This window comes from Thalassovita sp. (genome assembly GCF_034670005.1).
In the GTDB taxonomy this organism is placed as follows: Bacteria; Pseudomonadota; Alphaproteobacteria; order Rhodobacterales; family Rhodobacteraceae; genus Thalassobius.
This window is the reverse complement of sequence record NZ_JAXMOH010000003.1, coordinates 385,556-402,683: the sequence shown is the minus strand read 5'-3', so window position 1 is coordinate 402,683 and position 17,128 is coordinate 385,556. Positions and strand designations below refer to the sequence as shown.

The following is a 17,128-nucleotide window of genomic DNA, read 5'->3' as shown; positions in this document are numbered from 1 at the left end:
GAATTCTGTGCGCAAAATTAGTCATGAGACACCCCCAGATAAGCGTCGATCACGTCTTGATTTCCGCGCACCTCGTCGGGGGTTCCGTCCCCGATCTTCTTGCCGTAATCCATCACCACCACCCGGTCGGACAAATCCATGACCACGCCCATATCGTGCTCGATCAGGGCGATTGTGGTGCCGAATTCATCATTCACATCAAGGATAAAGCGGCTCATGTCCTCTTTTTCCTCAACATTCATGCCCGCCATCGGTTCATCCAGCAGCAGCAGCATCGGTTCAGCAGCCAGCGCGCGGGCCAGTTCGACCCGCTTTTTCAAACCATAGGGCAACCGCGCCACCGGAGTTTTTCGGATCGACTGGATTTCAAGGAAATCGATGATCTTTTCCACTGCTTCGCGGTTCTCAATCTCTTCCTTCTCAGCTTTGCCTTTCCAGATGGCCTGATTCAAAATGTTGGTCTTCATATAGTTCAGCCGTCCGGTCATCACGTTGTCGAGAACCGTCATGCCTTCGAACAAGGCAATATTCTGGAATGTCCGGGCGATGCCCTGTTGCGCCACCTGATATGGCCTCATCGGCGGGCGTTTCGCCCCCTTGAACCACACTTCGCCTTCTTGCGGCACATAGAAGCCCGAAATCACGTTCAACATCGACGACTTGCCAGCACCGTTCGGACCGATGATAGCCCTGATCTCGCCTTCTCTGATGTCGAAACTGATATCGGTGATCGCCTTCACCCCGCCGAAACGCAGGGTGATGTTCTTCATCTCCATCAGGGTGCCGCCGATTTTGCGGCCATCTGCGGTGACGTATCCTTCTTGGTTACTCATTCTGCCGCCACCTTCTGCGTTGTCACAGGTGCCACCTCGGCATCGATCAGTTTCAGCGTCGCGCTGATCGACCCTTTGCGGCCATCCTCGTAGGTCACTTCGGTCTTGGTAAAGATTTCGTCTTTGCCGCTATACAATGCGTCGATCAGATCGCTGAACTTCTCTTCGATGATCCGGCGGCGCACCTTGCGGGTACGGGTCAGTTCGCCATCGTCGGCATCCAGTTCCTTGTGCAGCACCAGGAACCGATGAACCTGACACCCCGACAACATTTCATCTTCGGCGACGGATCTGTTGACCTCTTCCACATGCGATTTTATCGCATTCAGAACCTGCGGATGGCCCGCGAGTTCCTGATAAGAGGAATAAGCGATATTGTTCCGCTCGGCCCAGTTTCCGACCGCGCTCAGGTCGATATTGATGAACGCCATACATTTATCGCGACCGTTCCCGAACACCACCGCTTCAAGGATGTTGGGATAGAACTTGAGCTTGTTTTCAACGTATTTCGGCGCGAACAGGCTGCCATCGGCCATCTTGCCGACATCTTTGGCGCGGTCGATAATCCGCAAATGTCCGGTATCAGGTTCGATAAACCCTGCATCACCGGTGGCGACCCAGCCTTCGGCATCCTTGGTCGATGCGGTGCTTTCAGGGTTCTTGTAATAATACTCGAACACGCCTGGGCTGCGGTAAAACACTTCACCGCTATCGCCGATCTTGATTTCGACTCCGGGTGATGGCACGCCAACCGTATCCGATCGCACTTCGCCATCGGGTTGCGCGGTAATGAACACCGTCGCTTCGGTCTGACCATAAAGTTGTTTCAGGTTGATGCCGAGCGACCGGTAGAAATCGAAAATCTCCGGTCCGATCGCTTCGCCAGCGGTATAGCCGACACGGACACGGGAAAAGCCCAGCGTATTCTTCAGCGGGCCATAAACGAACAGATCGCCCAGCCAGTATTTGAAACGATCCCCGAAACCAACCGGTTTGCCGTCCAGAATATCCCCGCCCACCTTCTTGGCGTGATCCATGAAGTAATGGAACATGCGCCGTTTCAGCGGCGAGGCATCTTCCATCCGGATCATCACGCTGGTCAGTTCGATCTCGAACACCCGCGGCGGGGCGAAATAGTAGGTCGGACCGATTTCGCGCAAGTCAGACTGAAGCGTCTCCTCGCTTTCGGGGCAATTGACGCAGAAACCGCACCAATAGGCCTGACCGACCGAGAAAATGAAATCCCCGACCCAGGCCATCGGCAGATAGGCCAAAATTTCTTCATCAAGGCGCAGATGATCGAATTCACTGGAATTCTTGGCGCTTTCGATCACGTTGCGGTTCGACAGAACCACACCCTTGGGTTTGCCCGTGGTGCCCGACGTATAGAGCATCACGCAAACGCTATCGTAATCCAACTTGTCGCTACGGCGCTTCAGCTCCGGCGTTAGCTCTTCACGAGCAGCGTAGCCTTGTTCCTGAATATGGCTGAATTCATGCAGGCGGGAATGGTCATATTTCCGCATCCCGCGCGGGTCGAGATAGATCATATGCTCGAACTGATGCAGGCGGTCCTGAATCTCGATGACCTTATCGACCTGTTCCTGATCTTCTGCGATCACAAAGCGTGCGCCGCAATGATCCAGAACATAAACCATCTCTTCGGCAGCGCTGTCCTGATAGATCGGGACCGGCACCGCGCCAACGGATTCGGCGGCAACCATTGACCAATACATATATGGCCGGTTGCGCCCAATGATCGCGATGAAATCGCCTTCGTTGACGCCAAGATTGATCAGACCCAGGGCGAGATTGGTGATCTCTGTTTCTGCCTGTTTCCAGGTCCAGCTCTGCCAGATCCCGAATTCTTTTTCCCGATAGGCGGGTCTGTCACCAAATTCGGTGGCGTTACGGTGCAACAACGCCGGGATGGACTTAAGCCCCCCCGCCGTCTGTGACGACTGTGCCAATTCTGTTCCTCCCAAATGCCCGTTAAACCGGACTTGCGACTCTCCTTGCCGCGATTCTCCCTCAGCCAAAGGGAGCGAAATTAAATTTCAACGTCAACTTTTTCCTGATCATTTCCCAAATCTAACGAATTGTAACATCTTCAGTTCAGGCGCTTTCCGCCACCGTCCCCGAATGTTAGCCATGACACAGGAGGAGCAAGAATGCCCCATATACCACAGGATATTGCGGCGATGACCATGGCCGGGCTGAACCTTATCGAGCAAGGTTTGTCTATCTATGATCGCGATCTCAAACTGGTGGTCTGCAACCGCCCATTCAGGGAAATGTTTGAACTGACAGGGCATTTGGTCGAACCCGGGGCCGATTTCAGAAAAACGATTCGCTACCTCGCCGAACGCGGCGAATATGGTAATGTCGATGATATTGAAGCAGCGGTTCAGGCCCGGGTGGAACAGGCCAAGACCTTCACCCCGCATTATATGGAACGCAAACGCGCCAATGGCCGTTGGATTTCAGTTGAAGGGTCGCCGCTGCCGCAGGGCGGCTGGGTTACCGTTTACACCGACATCACCCGCACCAAGCAGCAAGAAGAATTGCTGCGCGCCCGGTCCGAGGAATTGTCGGACAAGGTGCTGACCTATGCCGAGCAACTTGCCACTTCTAACCGCAAACTCGCCGCGACCATCACGGCGCTGGAAGAAGCCAAAAGGCAGCTGACCGAAACCGAGGCACGCACACGGCAGACCACCGAAATGATGCCCGCCCATATCGCTCATCTGGGAATGGACCGGCGCTATACGTTTTCGAACCGCAGGCTGTCTTCGATCATGCCCGGACGACCGTCAAACATCGTCGGCCTGCATATCAGGGACGCTCTGGGAACGGATATCTACAATGCGATCCTGCCACATTTGGAAAACGCCTATTCCGGAACCGCCTCGGTCTTTGAATTCTTTGACGAAGACAGTTCACGACGCATCCGCGCCGCCTTCACCCCCGCGCAGGATGCCGGTGGTGCGGACGCAGGCGTCTACATCCTGTCGATGGACATCACCCGCGAAACCCAGGCGCGCACAGCACTGCAACAGACACGCCGCCGGGAAATGGCGGCGCAACTGACCAGCGGTATGGCGCATGATTTTTCCAACCTGCTGACCATCATTTTGGGCAGCCAGTCGCGGTTACGGCGGATGGACCTGCCCGAACCGGCCCAGCGCCAGATCGAAGCGACGCTTTCGGCAACGCATCGCGGCGGGGCTCTGCTCAATCGCATCGCCGACATCACCGGTGCACGGGAATGGAATCCTGCCCCTGCCGATGTCAGCCTGATGCTTCACGACCTGCAAATCCTGACCAACCCGGCGCTGCCGGACAATTTCACCCTGCATATCAACAACCTGCTGCACGAAAACATGCTGATGCTGGATACCGGCATGCTACAGGATTCGCTACTCAACCTGATCCTGAACGCCCGCGATGCCTGCGGCACCTCCGGCCAGATCAGCCTGACGGTTGCCCCGGTACAGAACCTTTGGGCCGAATTCATCCTCGATGACACCGGTCCGGGATTTTCTGAAAGCGCTCTGGAACACGCGCTGGAACCGTTTTTCACCACCAAGGGCGGCGAAGGGTCGGGGCTGGGCCTGTCGATGGTTTATGACATGACCAAACTGGCAGGCGGGCGGCTGCGGATCTGCAACACCGAAACCGGCGGTCGCGTCGTCATCAGACTGCCGCTGCAACCTGCCCCGCCGCCGCTGCAGCCCGGGCTTGTGCTGCTGGTCGAGGACAGCCCGGACCTGCGTGAAACCGTGCGTGCGATGCTGACCGCGATGGGTAACACGGTGATCGAAGCTGAAAGCGCCGACGAAGCTCTGGCGCTGCTGGAAGAGCTGCCGGAAATCAATCGCATCCTGTCCGACATCACCTTAGCCGGGGAAAAATCCGGGCTTGATCTGCTCGAAGCGCTGCCAGACAATCACCAGCCTTTGTCGCTGATGACCTCGCTTCCTCCTGAACACCCGCTTTTCCAAATGGCCTCGACGCGGGCGCCATTGCTGCGTAAACCCTTTACCCAATCGCAGCTCACCTCTTTTTTGCACCATGAAAGCGCCACTGAATGACCGCGCCCCTTGTCACCATCCTCGACGACGAACCGGCAATACGCTCGATGTTGTCCGATGCCCTGTCCGAAGCAGGGTTCCGCACCCTGAGCTTTGGCCGCGCCACTGAATTCGAGGCCGCGCTGAAAACGGCAACGCCTGATGTCTGCCTTGTCGATCTGTCCTTGCCAGACAAGGACGGGCTGACTCTGGTACACAGGCTGGCGCTGGAACAGGGCGCGACGGTCATCATCATTTCCGGTCGGGCACAGGTGCAGGACCGCGTTACCGGGCTGGAATTGGGGGCGGATGACTATATTATCAAACCCTTCGACCCGGCCGAGGTCGTGGCCCGCATCCGCGCGCGCCTGCGGCGCGATCAGTCGCAGCCGCAATCGGGCAACACAGCCCGTTTCAACGGCTGGAGCGCACATTTCGACAGTTACATTCTGGAAAACGAAGCGGGCGAAGAAACCCCGTTTTCCCATGCCGAAGGCGAAGTCCTCCGGCTGTTTCTGGAACGGCCCAAACGGCTGATTTCCCGCGCGGCAATGCAGGAAACGCTGGGCGGCGCGGCCGGGGAAAGTTTCGATCGCGCGATGGATGTACGGATTTCGCGGTTGCGGACCAAGCTGCGCGAAGACCCCAAGAACCCCCGCCTGATCAAAACGATCTATGGCGCCGGCTATATTTTCCTGGGCGATGTCAGCTGGAACTGACAGGCTGCGCGCCCCGGGTCGAACAGGCTTGATCCCGGCGAATCGCCCGCATAGATTCACAATATGACCTGCTGCCTGCTTTACCGTCCCTCTGTACGATCCTTCCTCCCGCGCTATTACCGGGTCGAGATTGAAATGAACCTCTTTGAAGAGGTTTCGGTGCTGCGCGAATGGGGCATCAGCGGCGGTAAAGGCCAAAGCCGGATCGATTTGTTCGGCAATCTGCGCCAGGCCTCGGAACAGGCCGACCGACTGCGTAATGCGGCGCTGAAACGGGGCTATAACCGATCCGCAGCCTGAACCATTTTCCGGCATTTTTGGGCGCAGGACCATTGCACCCGGACGCGGCTTTGCCTAGGCCTTTGCCCAACCCGAAAGGCAAAGCACATGTCCACCATTACCCTCATCCGCCACGGTCAGGCCAATACTGCGGCGCAAGATGAAGTCAGCTATGACAGACTCAGCGATCTGGGCACCCAGCAAGCGGCCTGGCTGGGCGATCATATCCGCGCTACCGGCGAACATTTCGAACGGGTTTATTGCGGCACGCTGACTCGCCATGTCGAAACCGCCAGCGCGATGCAGGCGGAAACCCATGCCGAAATCGTGCAAGACAATCGACTTAACGAAATGGAATTCTTTACCTTGGCCAACCTGCTGCGCGACCAACAGGATATCCCCCTGCCCGCCTCGCGCGAAGAATTCGTACCCTATATGCCGATGCTGCTGTCAAAATGGCAAAGCGGGGGTATCGCCCATCCACCGGAAAGCTTTCAAGAATTCGAAAACCGGGTTGGTTCGATCATCGTCGAAATCAGCCAAGGTCGTGGTCCCGCCTTGGTGGTGACCTCTGGCGGGCTGATCGGCATGGTGATGCGCCATGTGCTGGGGCTGGATATCCCCGCCTTTGCCCGTAGCTGCATTGCTATCATGAATACCTCGGTCCATCGTCTGCACCGGATCGGCGACGATCTGGCACTGACCCAATTCAATGCGGTGCCGCATCTGGATCACCCGGACCGGCAATATGCCCAAACTCATCTCTGATACCACGCATATGTGACTGGAAAGCTCTGAAACATGACACATCTCTGGGTCCGCGCAGAACAGCGCCCGAACGAAGACAGGGTCGGCCTGACCCCAGAAGGCGCAGCCGACCTGATCAAGGCAGGTTTCCGCGTTACGGTTGAGGAAAGCCATGTGCGCGCCATTCCAATCGACAGCTACCGCGACGCAGGCGTCGAAATCGCGGCGGAAAACTCATGGCCAGACGCGCCGTTGGACGCGATCATTTTTGGCCTGAAGGAACTGCCCGAAGACGGCACCCCGCTGTCGCATCGTCATATCATGTTCGGACATGCCTATAAGGGGCAGCATTCGGGCAAGGCGCTGCTGCAACGGTTCAAGGCGGGCGGCGGCACGCTGTACGATCTGGAATACCTTGTCGATGAAAACGGCCGCCGCGTCGCCGCCTTCGGCTACTGGGCCGGCTATGCCGGGGCGGCGGTAACGCTGAAAACCTGGGCAGCGCAGCAGCGCGGCGAAATCTGCGGCCCCGTCGGGGTCTATCCCAGCAAGGACGCGCTGAATACCGAATTGCTGGCCGAACTGGACGCGACCGGTACTAACCGGCCACACGCCATCGTGATCGGCGCTTTGGGCCGGGTCGGTACCGGCGCGGCGGATCTTTGCAGCGCGATGGGTGTCGCAGTCACCAAATGGGACATGAATGAGACCGCCAGCGGCGGGCCGTTCCCGGAAATCCTCGACCACGACATTTTCCTCAACTGCATCTTCGCCCGTCCCGGCACCCCGGTCTTCGTCCCGCGCGAAGCGCTGGATCAGCCGCGCAAGCTCAACGCCATCGGCGACGTGGCCTGCGACCCCGACAGCGATTACAACCCGATCCCGGTCTATGACCGCGCCACCAGCTGGGCCGAACCGGCGCTGCGCGTGGCGACCGACCCGGTGATGGACGTGATGGCGATCGACAACCTGCCTTCGATGCTCCCGGTGGAAAGCTCCAAGGACTATGCCGCGCAGCTTCTGCCGTCGCTGCTGACGCTGACCGATCTGGAAACGGGCGTCTGGGGCCGGGCCAAGGCCACTTTCGCAAGTCATATGGGCTGATCATGGAACTTTATATTGGTTATTTCGCCGGATTTCTCGGCACTGTCTGTTGGGTTCCGCAGGCTTGGAAGGCGTGGTCTACCCGCGATACGTCCGGCCTGTCGCTGGCGGCAAATATTCTGTTCCTTCTGACCGTGACACTCTGGTTGCTCTATGGTCTGCTGGTGACGGACTGGCCGTTGATCGTTGCCAATGGCTGCGCTCTGTTGATCGTGCTGAGCATCGTCGCGGCGAAACTGAAATATAACTAAGGGGGGCAACCCATGACCATTCATTGGTGTGGCACCGGCCTATCGGCCATTCCCGGCCTGCGCCGGCTGATCGAAAACGGACACAAGGTCACGGTCTGGAACCGGACAGTGGAGAAAGCGCAAGAAGCGGTCGGTGATCTGACCGACGACATTCGCGCTTTCGATATGGACACGCTGGCCGGGGCCGTCGCCGAAGGCGATGTGGTGGTGTCGATGCTGCCTGCCGATCATCACGTGCCATTGGCCAAGCTATGCCTGGAAAAAGGCGCGCATTTCGTGTCCTCGTCCTACATCGCGCCGGAAATGCGGGCGCTGGACGATGCGGCTAAGAAAAAAGGTCTCTGCCTGGTGAATGAAGTGGGGCTCGACCCGGGCATCGACCATCTGATGGCGCATGCCTTGATGGCCGATTACAAGGCGTCGGACGCCTTCGATCCGGCCAACGAGCTGTCCTTCATTTCCTATTGCGGCGGCGTGCCGAAGAACGAAAACCCGTTCCGCTACAAATTCAGCTGGTCGCCCTTGGGCGTGCTGAAGGCGCTACGTTCGCCGTCCCGGTCGATCCGAGACTTCGAACCGTTCGACGTGAACCGCCCTTGGGACGCAATCAGCAGCTACACCGCGCCACTGCCGATGCCGGAAGGTTTCGAAGTCTATCCCAACCGCGACTCCCTGCCCTTCATGGCCGAATATGGCTTCGATCCCGATTGGCCGGTGCGCCAGTTCGTGCGCGGCACTCTGCGGCTGAACGGCTGGACCGACGCCTGGTCGGAGGTGTTCAAAGAAATCGAAACGCTGGAAGGGCCCGAAGGCGACGCGCGACTGAAAGAAATGTCCGATCAGTTCTGGACCGAGAACGCCTATGACGAAGGTGAACCCGACCGCGTCGTGCTTTGCGTGGCGCTGAAAGCGGTGAAAGACGGCGCTGAGGTCTGGCACAAGACCTATGTCATGGATGCTTGGGGCGATGACCGCGGCAACGCGATGGCGCGACTTGTCTCGGTACCGGTGTCGCTGGCGATTGAATCAGTGCTGCAAGGCAAGATCGCGCCGGGCGTATCGGCCGCCCCGGCAGACGCGCCGGTGCTGAACGATTGGCTGGGTGAAATCAAAACTCTTGCCCAGCATATGGACATCGTCGATCATCTCGCCTGAACGCAACAGCGCCCGCCAAAGGGCGGGCGCTGATAGTGTGCAGAGGCCGGAACGTTAGCGCAGGCTGGGATAAGTATCCGCAGGCTGCCCGCTGAACGTATATACGTTCACGATTTCGTCCTGATACAGGCCAAGATCCCGCTCGGTCTGATAAGCAATCGCATCAACGGTCGATTTCTGACCGATCGTAACCGACAGGGTGTCCGCAGGAAATTGTCCGCGATCACGGTTATCCTGATAGGTCGAAGCCGGAACGCTGCGGGTCGAAACGGTATCCGTGGCATAGTCCTGTCCGGCAAATGCGGCCGAAGCAACGGTCAGGGCGATTGCGGCGGTGGTGATGATGAGTTTCATGTCTTTTCCTTTCAAGGGTTGGTCTATTCAGTGTCGCTCGCTGCGACCTGAGCAACAGATGGCGGCGCCAACCCCAACCTTCAACGGACCCAAGCCATTGAAATATGTGTGAAAAACCGTCCCTCTCCGCGCAAAAATGCACGACACTTACTTGTGATCGCACAAAGATAAAGAAATCAGCTGCTTAACCAATGACAGCAGGCTGAATTGAGCTGCGCGTTCACATCCGATCATCCGTCCGGATCAGAAAATTACCCAATGATCTCACCGCACTGAAATCAAAAAAGGCCCCGCATTCACAGCGAGGCCCAGATATTTGTCATAGGGTACAGGATCAGCCGCCCCGGATCAGGTCGTCTTCTTCGTCAATCGCCGACAGACCCAGCGCATCCAGCCCGTTTTCCAGATGGTCGGACAAATGTGGCGTTCCGATCAGGTAGTCGGAAGTCGGGGTGGTGGCCTCTTCTGATGCGGTTCTACGGGCCTCTGCCCATTCTTCCGCCTCAAAGCTGCCGCGCCCGATCCACATCAACGTGACCAGATCGACCTGTTCCTCTTCGTTCAGCCGATCAAGGAAGGCGCGCAACTCGCCTTCGGCGCGGTTCAGTTCCCGCGCCATGAGGATCACATTGGCAACTTTTCTGATGCTGATTTCAAGCATATCTCATTCTCCTATTCGCGCGTATTTGGATCATACCATGAAACCGGCACCATGCCGCGTCCTTGATCTGGATTAAGTTAGGTTTTCGGCGTTTCCAACGGAACCGCGTGGGCATCGGGGTCCGGGGCCAGTTCCTCGAAATCGAAATTGTCCAGCCGCCGCGCCCGACGGCCCGCCTTGTCTGAACTGATCTTGATGTCGGCAATGTCCTTGGCCGCCTGCCCGAAATGCCGGTCAAGGTTTTCCACCCGCGTCCCCAACCGTTCCACATCGGCAAACAACAACGCCAATTCGCGCCGGATGGCACCGGCCTGTTCGCGCATGCGGGCATCTTTCAGAATCGCCCGCATCGTGTTCAGCGTCGCCATGCAGGTGGTTGGAGAAACGATCCACACACGTTTGTCGAACCCTTCGCGTACCAGTTCGGGGAAATTCGCGTGCAGCTCGGCATAGACCGCTTCGGATGGCAGGAACATCAATGCCCCGTCGGCGGTTTCGCCCTCGATCTGATATTTTTCGGAAATCGCCCGGATATGGGTCCGCACGGTCTGGCGTAGAAATTGCGCCGCGCGGTTCAGTTGATCCTGCGTTTCGGCCCGGCGCAGCGCCTCATAGGCTTCCAGCGGGAACTTGCTGTCGATCACGATCGGGCCGGGCGGGTTGGGCAGGTGGATCAGGCAATCGGCCCGCTTGCCGTTCGACAGCGTCGCCTGCCAGGTGAAACTGTCACTGGGCAGCGCCTTGCCAACGATATCGCGCAACTGGATTTCACCAAAGGCGCCCCGGGTCTGCTTGTTCGACAGGATGTCCTGCAGGCTCAGCACGTCACCCGACAGTTTGGTGATGTTTTCCTGTGCCTTGTCGATCACCTGCAACCGCTGCTGCAATTCGCCCAGACTATGCGCCGTGCGCCGGGACGTTCCTTGCAGGTTCTCGGTCATCTGGTTCTGCACCTGCGCCAGCCGCTGTTCCATCAATCGCAACATATTGGTCTGCGCCGCCGATTGCGCCTCGGCCACATGGGTCAGCCCTCCGGCCAACTGTTGCTGCCCATCCGACAGCGCCTGCACCCGCTGTCCCATCTGCCCGATCTGGCGCGCCAAAGGTTCGGTCAGACGCGCCGACCGCCCCGAAGCCCGGACCGACATGATCAGCAGGATCATCACCAGAAAAACAATGCCCGCGACCGCCAATGCCACGATCACCTGAGGGTCGCCCAAATGGTATTGCTGGCCGCCGATTTCGATCATGTCCGCCCAAACAACCGTTCTATATCGCTCAGCTTCAACTCCACATAGGTGGGCCGGCCGTGATTGCACTGGCCCGAATGCGGCGTCGCCTCCATTTCGCGCAACAGCGCGTTCATTTCCTCTGCCCGCATCCGGCGGCCCGACCGGATCGACCCATGACAGGCCACCCGGCTCAGGATCGCTTCGATCCTCGCCTGTACCGTCTGGCTGTCGCCCAGATCGGCCAGTTCGTCCAGGATGTCCAATACCATCGCCCGCGCGTTGACTTCGCCCAGAATGGCAGGGGTTTCACGCACCGCGATAGCCCCGCCGCCAAAGGGTTCAATCCCCAGTCCCAGCTTTTGCAGATCCGCCGCGATGTCGATGATCCGGGCGCAGTCGCCTTCGGACAGTTCAACGATTTCGGGGATCAGCAGAGCCTGCGCCGCGACCCCGTTTTCGGCCATCTGGTGTTTCAGTTTTTCATAGACCAACCGTTCATGCGCCGCATGCTGATCAACGATCACCATGCCCGTTTCGGTCTGGGCGATGATGTAATTTTCATGCACCTGTGCCCGCGCAGCCCCCAGAGGCAGCGCCTCGACCCTAGTCTCATCCGGCCCGACCGGACCAGCTTCGACCACCTCTTCCACCCGCGCACTGTAACTTTGGCCAAACTCGGCAAATCCCGGCTCGGGGGCCTGCGCCCGGTAACTTTGCGCAATCGCCTGCTGCGACGGGCGGTCCATCTGGTAGACCCGCGCCGGGCCCGGCTGCACCGGTTCGGGGCGGAACGCACCCAAAGTGGCCCCGGCCACCGTGGTCGATGCCCGATGCCCCGCCTCGGCCAAGGCATGACGCAGCGCCGAAACGATCAGCCCGCGCACCATGCCGGGGTCGCGGAACCGCACCTCGGATTTCGCCGGGTGCACGTTAACGTCGACCCGGTGTGGATCGCATTCGACGAACAAGGCCGCTGCCGGGTGCCGGTCCCGGCTGAGAAAATCGAAATAGGCCCCGCGCAGGGCCCCGATCAGCAGCTTGTCCTTCACCGGGCGACCATTGACGAACAGGAACTGTGCCACCGCCGATCCGCGCGAATAGGTCGGCAAAGCGGCATAGCCGGTCAGCATGAATTCGTCGCGTTCGGCGTCGATCTTCAGCGCATTTTCGGCAAATTCCGCCCCCAAGACCCGGGCCAAACGGCCATGCAACGCGTCAAACAGATCGCCGCTTTCGGCATCGGCGCGAAACGTGACCCGGCCTTCGCCGCCACCCGACACATCGCGCAAGGTAAAGCCGATGAACGGTTCGGCCATCGCCAGCCGTTTGACCACGTCGTTGATCGCCTGAGTTTCGGCCCGGTCGGTGCGCAGGAATTTCAACCGCGCGGGGGTGGCATAAAACAGGTCGCGCAATTCAACCACCGTGCCCCGGTTCAACGCCGCGGGTTTGACCGTCGACATCTGCCCACCGGTCACTGCAATCTGTGCAGCTTCGGCACCGTCCACCCGGCTGGTGATGCTCAACCGTCCCACCGCACCCAAAGAGGGCAGTGCTTCGCCGCGAAACCCGAAACTGTGGATGTCCAGCAGGTCCGACCCATCGATTTTCGACGTCGCATGGCGCGACAAGGCCAGCGGCAACTGATCTGCGGCAATGCCACAGCCGTCATCAGACACCCGGATCAGCGTCTTGCCGCCATCGGCAATGGCCACCTCGATCCGCTTCGCACCCGCGTCGATGGCGTTTTCCATCAGTTCCTTCACCGCCGAAGCCGGTCGTTCGACCACCTCACCGGCGGCGATACGGTTAATCGTGCCTTCGTCCAGCTGTCGGATAACGGGCTGATTTTCGCTTATATTGGGGGATGCCTGAACCATACAACAAGACCTAGCATAAGCCGCCGCGATTCGACCATTGCCGAATTCTCAGCAGGATTACAGCGCAGCGGTCTTGTACAACGTCACCTTCAGCCCGCCATGGGCAATCGGCGGTCCCGGCGGTTCGAACGGTAGAGTGGTGGCCTTGGCCAGGCCCGGTTCGCTGGTCACGATCCCGACACGCCAGCCGGAAAACCGCTGTTTTAACACCAGCCCCAGCGATCCATACAGCGCGAAGAGGTCCCTTTTATTGCCAATCCGCGCACCATAGGGTGGGTTCACCATGACCAGCCCCGGCGGCCCTTCGGGACGTTCCAGATCGCTGATCGCGGCATGTGTGAAGGTGGTGCACTCGGCAACCCCGGCGCGGTCTGCATTGCTGCGCGCCATCTCGATAACCCCGGCATTGCGGTCTGATCCGTAGAACCGCAAATCGGTAGATTGCACCTTCGCCGACGCCCGCATCTGTTGCCATTGATCTGCATCGAATCCGACCAATTTTTCAAACGCAAACGACCGGGCCCGCCCCGGGAGCATTCCCAGTGCGATCTCGGCCGCCTCGATCGGAAAGGTTCCCGATCCACACATCGGGTCAAGCACCGGCTCAGACCCGTCATAGCCACAGGCCCGCAGCAGCAGGGCCGCCATGTTTTCACGCATCGGCGCCTTGCCAACAGCAGCCTTCAGCCCACGTTTATGCAGGCTTTCGCCCGACGTATCGATGCTGAGAAGAACCAGATTATCGTCGATCCGGGCTTTGATCTGCACCTCGGCTTGGTCAGAAATGACCGCACCCAATTCTTCTGCAAGGGCCGTTTCCAACCGCTGCTTGGCGGCCCCGGCATGATAGATTTTTGATTTCTTGTTGGTCGACACCTCGACCCTAACCGACTGACCCGGATGCAAGATATCGCCCCAAGGGAATTTCCGCGCCCGTTTATCCAGTTGCGCCAGATGAAAAGCGCGAAACGATCCGATCCGCGCCAACACCCGCGACGCCCCGCGCAATTCCAGATTCGCGCGCCAAACCTCGGGCCAGCCCCCGGTCAGGGTGACGCCACCGGGCACGGCACTAACCTCGGCAAAGCCCTTTTCTCGGGCTTCGTCGGCGAGGTAAGGCTCCAACCCCGGCGGGGTGGCGAGGAAAATTTCAAATTCTGAATCCATTGCGCCTGATTAGCGGGGTTTGCGTCGGGGCGCGACAGGAATTTACCACGGCACGAAGAAACACAGGCTTACAGATACCCAGCGTTAGCGGTCCTTGGAACGATCTGATCCGCTGTTAGCCTTTTATCGCCGCCTGATACCAGGCCACGATCTTGGCCCGTTCCGCGGGTTCGATAAAAGACAGGTTCGCCAGCGGCATCGCATGGCTCAATCCGGCCTGCATATAGATGTTGCGCGCCTGCATCGCGATCTGGTGCGGGGTTTCCAGCCGCACGCCTCTCGGGGCCCAATGCAGCCCGTCCCAACCGGGTTCAGCCGCATGGCACATGGAACACCGGCCCATGACGATGTCGGCGACCTCGTCAAATCCTTCGGTTTGGGCAAACCGCAGGGCCGCGCCATGCGCCTCTTCCTGCTCTTCGGTGCGGAACATCGGCGCGGTGGACAACCACATGATCAGAACGAACAGCAACGCGGTGGCCAGCCAGGTCCAGGTCGGATTACCCTTCCGCGCGTGCAGCGAATTGAAATAGTGCCGGATCGTCACCCCCATCAGGAACACAAGGCTGGCGATGATCCAGTTATAGTCGGTGGCAAAGGCCAGCGGGTAATGGTTCGACAGCATCAGGAAAATAACCGGCAGGGTCAGGTAATTGTTATGAGTCGACCTTTGCTTGGCAATCTTGCCGTATTGCGCATCCGGCTTGCGCCCGGCGATCAGGTCAGCCACCACGATTTTCTGATTGGGAATGATGATGAAAAATACGTTCGCGCTCATGATCGTGGCGGTGAACGCCCCCAGATGCAGCATCGCGGCGCGCCCCGAAAACACCGAGGTATAGAAATAGGCCATGCCCACCAACACCACGAACAGCGCCACCATCAGCGCGGTCTGATTGGCGTTCACGAACTGCTTGCACAGCGTGTTGTAGACCACCCAGCCGAACGCCAGCGAGGCCATGGAAATCAACACCGCCTGCCAACTGGCCAGATCCATCACCGCCGGATCGACGAGGTAAAATTCGGCTCCCAGATAGTAAACCACCGCCAGCAAAGCGAAGCCCGACAGCCAAGTCGAATAGCTTTCCCATTTGAACCAGACCAGCCCGTCGGGCATGTTGTCCGGTGCCACCAGATATTTCTGAATGTGGTAGAAACCGCCGCCATGCACCTGCCATTCCTCGCCATCGGCGCCGGTGGCAAGCTTGCGGTCGCGGTGCAACCCAAGGTCCAAAGCGATGAAATAGAACGACGATCCGATCCAGGCGATTGCGGTGATCACATGCAGCCAACGGACCGCGAATTCCAGCCATTCGCCCATGGCGGCAAAATCATACATCGAAACCTCCTGCTGATCGGATTTGAAAGCAGGGTATCCCCCGCCGCACTTGTTTGTTAATTCTTCAAATCGGAAGAACAGTTTCAAGAACTAGCTGAAAATGGCCTATGTAAATAACATCCGCATGTTCCTGCGCGTCTATGAATTGGGCAGCATGAGCGCCGCCGCGCGCGATCAACGCACATCACCTGCGGTGGCATCGTCGCGGATTGCCGATCTGGAACGGCATCTGGGTGTGCGGCTGTTCAACCGCACTACTCGTGCGCTGCACGCAACCGAACATGGCAAACTGTTCTATGACGGAGCCAGCAAGATACTCGATGCGATCGAAGAGGCCGAGGCCAAGGTGATGGTCGCAACCCAATCGCCGCGCGGTACGCTGTTCGTCGCGGCGCCGCTGGGCGTCGGGCGACGCTTCATCGCTCCATTGGTTCCGGAATTCAAAGCGCTCTATCCCGAAATTGACGTCCGGTTACGACTGTCAGACCGGATCATTGACGTGACCGGGGAAGGGCTTGATCTGTGTTTTCATCTCGGGCCGTTGCAGGACAGCGAATTGAAGGTACGCGTTGTCGCCGATTGCCCGCGCATTCTCTGCGCCTCTCCCGACTACATCGCCCGGCGCGGAATGCCGGAAACCGGCGACGATCTGCTGACCCAAACCCACGATTGCCTGAACCTGCGTTTTCCCGGCGCACAGGAATTTCAATGGACTCTGGAAACCGAAAAAGGGCCGCGCAAATTCGAAATCAGTGGCCCGTTCGAATCCGATGACGGCGATGTGCTGACCGGCTGGGCGTTGAACGGATCGGGTATTATTCTGAAACCGATTTTCGAAATCGCCGAGCACCTCGCATCCGGTACTCTGGTGCCGGTGGCTCAGCGTACGCCGCCGCTGCCGACACAGCTTGTGTGCCTGTCGCCCAGTCGCCGCTTACGCGACCCGAAGGTGCAGCTCTTTGCTGAATTCATGGTCCGCAATTGTCGGGAAAAATTGGCCAAACTGCATGAGAGCTATGTTTTGCCAGCCTGAACCTTCATATCCCCGCGCGAACCACAACCAACGGTATAATTCAACCCTGAAAAAATCGCCACAGACGAACATATTCGGCAGCTATACATACAATAGTAGGCAAGACGCTGCCAAAATATGTCTCTTTAGTATGTAAGGCTATGGAAATAGCTCCGTCATGCAGTAGGTTCTTTTGAAGACTTTACTCCTTTTCTACAGAAATTGGCTCCGCATCCACCTCGGATAGAATGGAATTTCGCGCCACATGTGCAAAGTACAAACTTCGGTCGGAAAGGGCAGTTTCTGCGGCCGGGCGGTTCCA

General features: G+C 58.5%; 16 protein-coding genes. 8 read left to right on the top strand and 8 right to left on the bottom strand.

The window, feature by feature from the left end:
* Positions 1 to 17: 17 nt before the first annotated feature.
* Together VOI23_RS09415 and VOI23_RS09410 are read right to left on the bottom strand one after the other, a co-directional pair.
* Complete coding sequence (locus VOI23_RS09415; protein ID WP_323784455.1) at positions 18 to 833, bottom strand: ABC transporter ATP-binding protein; 816 nt, start codon at positions 831 to 833, stop codon at positions 18 to 20.
* Complete coding sequence (locus VOI23_RS09410) at positions 830 to 2,803, bottom strand: AMP-binding protein (protein WP_323784453.1); 1,974 nt, start codon at positions 2,801 to 2,803, stop codon at positions 830 to 832. The genes VOI23_RS09415 and VOI23_RS09410 overlap by 4 nt, the downstream gene beginning before the upstream one ends.
* A gap of 201 nt (positions 2,804 to 3,004) precedes the next feature.
* Between VOI23_RS09410 and VOI23_RS09405 the strand changes: the two genes are divergently transcribed.
* From VOI23_RS09405 to VOI23_RS09375, 7 genes are all read left to right on the top strand, one after another.
* Entirely contained in the window at positions 3,005 to 4,927 is a 1,923-nt protein-coding gene (locus VOI23_RS09405) for a PAS-domain containing protein (protein ID WP_323784451.1), read from the top strand.
* Entirely contained in the window at positions 4,924 to 5,625 is a 702-nt protein-coding gene (locus VOI23_RS09400) for a response regulator transcription factor (protein WP_323784449.1), read from the top strand. Before VOI23_RS09405 ends, VOI23_RS09400 begins: the two co-directional genes overlap by 4 nt.
* A 63-nt stretch (positions 5,626 to 5,688) precedes the next feature.
* Positions 5,689 to 5,925, top strand: a complete 237-nt coding sequence (locus VOI23_RS09395) for a WGR domain-containing protein (protein ID WP_323784447.1) — start codon at positions 5,689 to 5,691, stop codon at positions 5,923 to 5,925.
* An 87-nt stretch (positions 5,926 to 6,012) separates the two neighbouring features.
* Positions 6,013 to 6,672 carry a histidine phosphatase family protein gene (locus VOI23_RS09390; protein WP_323784445.1) on the top strand — a complete coding sequence of 220 codons (660 nt, stop codon included), beginning with the start codon at positions 6,013 to 6,015 and terminating at the stop codon, positions 6,670 to 6,672.
* Between the two features lie 33 nt (positions 6,673 to 6,705).
* Positions 6,706 to 7,755, top strand: coding sequence for a saccharopine dehydrogenase (locus VOI23_RS09385; RefSeq protein ID WP_323784443.1), 1,050 nt, complete (start codon positions 6,706 to 6,708; stop codon positions 7,753 to 7,755).
* A 2-nt stretch (positions 7,756 to 7,757) separates the two neighbouring features.
* Positions 7,758 to 8,006, top strand: coding sequence for a SemiSWEET transporter (locus tag VOI23_RS09380; RefSeq protein WP_323784441.1), 249 nt, complete (start codon positions 7,758 to 7,760; stop codon positions 8,004 to 8,006).
* Positions 8,007 to 8,018: 12 nt separating this feature from the next.
* Positions 8,019 to 9,161: a saccharopine dehydrogenase family protein gene (locus VOI23_RS09375; protein ID WP_323784439.1), complete on the top strand. Its 1,143-nt coding sequence runs from the start codon at positions 8,019 to 8,021 to the stop codon at positions 9,159 to 9,161.
* A gap of 54 nt (positions 9,162 to 9,215) precedes the next feature.
* Here the strand turns inward: VOI23_RS09375 and VOI23_RS09370 are convergent, their stop codons facing one another.
* The 6 genes from VOI23_RS09370 to VOI23_RS09345 form a co-directional block, all read right to left on the bottom strand.
* Entirely contained in the window at positions 9,216 to 9,515 is a 300-nt protein-coding gene (locus tag VOI23_RS09370) for a hypothetical protein (protein WP_323784437.1), read from the bottom strand.
* A gap of 334 nt (positions 9,516 to 9,849) precedes the next feature.
* On the bottom strand, positions 9,850 to 10,176 hold the full coding sequence (locus VOI23_RS09365; RefSeq protein ID WP_323784435.1) for a DUF3775 domain-containing protein: 327 nt from the start codon (positions 10,174 to 10,176) through the stop codon (positions 9,850 to 9,852).
* A gap of 77 nt (positions 10,177 to 10,253) precedes the next feature.
* On the bottom strand, positions 10,254 to 11,426 hold the full coding sequence (locus tag VOI23_RS09360; protein WP_323784433.1) for a DNA recombination protein RmuC: 1,173 nt from the start codon (positions 11,424 to 11,426) through the stop codon (positions 10,254 to 10,256).
* Positions 11,423 to 13,288 carry a DNA mismatch repair endonuclease MutL gene (gene mutL, locus VOI23_RS09355; protein WP_323784431.1) on the bottom strand — a complete coding sequence of 622 codons (1,866 nt, stop codon included), beginning with the start codon at positions 13,286 to 13,288 and terminating at the stop codon, positions 11,423 to 11,425. The genes VOI23_RS09360 and mutL overlap by 4 nt, the downstream gene beginning before the upstream one ends.
* A gap of 57 nt (positions 13,289 to 13,345) precedes the next feature.
* Entirely contained in the window at positions 13,346 to 14,455 is a 1,110-nt protein-coding gene (locus tag VOI23_RS09350) for a class I SAM-dependent RNA methyltransferase (protein ID WP_323784429.1), read from the bottom strand.
* A gap of 115 nt (positions 14,456 to 14,570) precedes the next feature.
* Positions 14,571 to 15,794, bottom strand: a complete 1,224-nt coding sequence (locus VOI23_RS09345; protein WP_323784427.1) for a urate hydroxylase PuuD — start codon at positions 15,792 to 15,794, stop codon at positions 14,571 to 14,573.
* Between the two features lie 100 nt (positions 15,795 to 15,894).
* Between VOI23_RS09345 and VOI23_RS09340 the strand changes: the two genes are divergently transcribed.
* Positions 15,895 to 16,827 carry a LysR family transcriptional regulator gene (locus VOI23_RS09340; protein WP_323784425.1) on the top strand — a complete coding sequence of 311 codons (933 nt, stop codon included), beginning with the start codon at positions 15,895 to 15,897 and terminating at the stop codon, positions 16,825 to 16,827.
* Positions 16,828 to 17,128 lie beyond the last annotated feature (301 nt).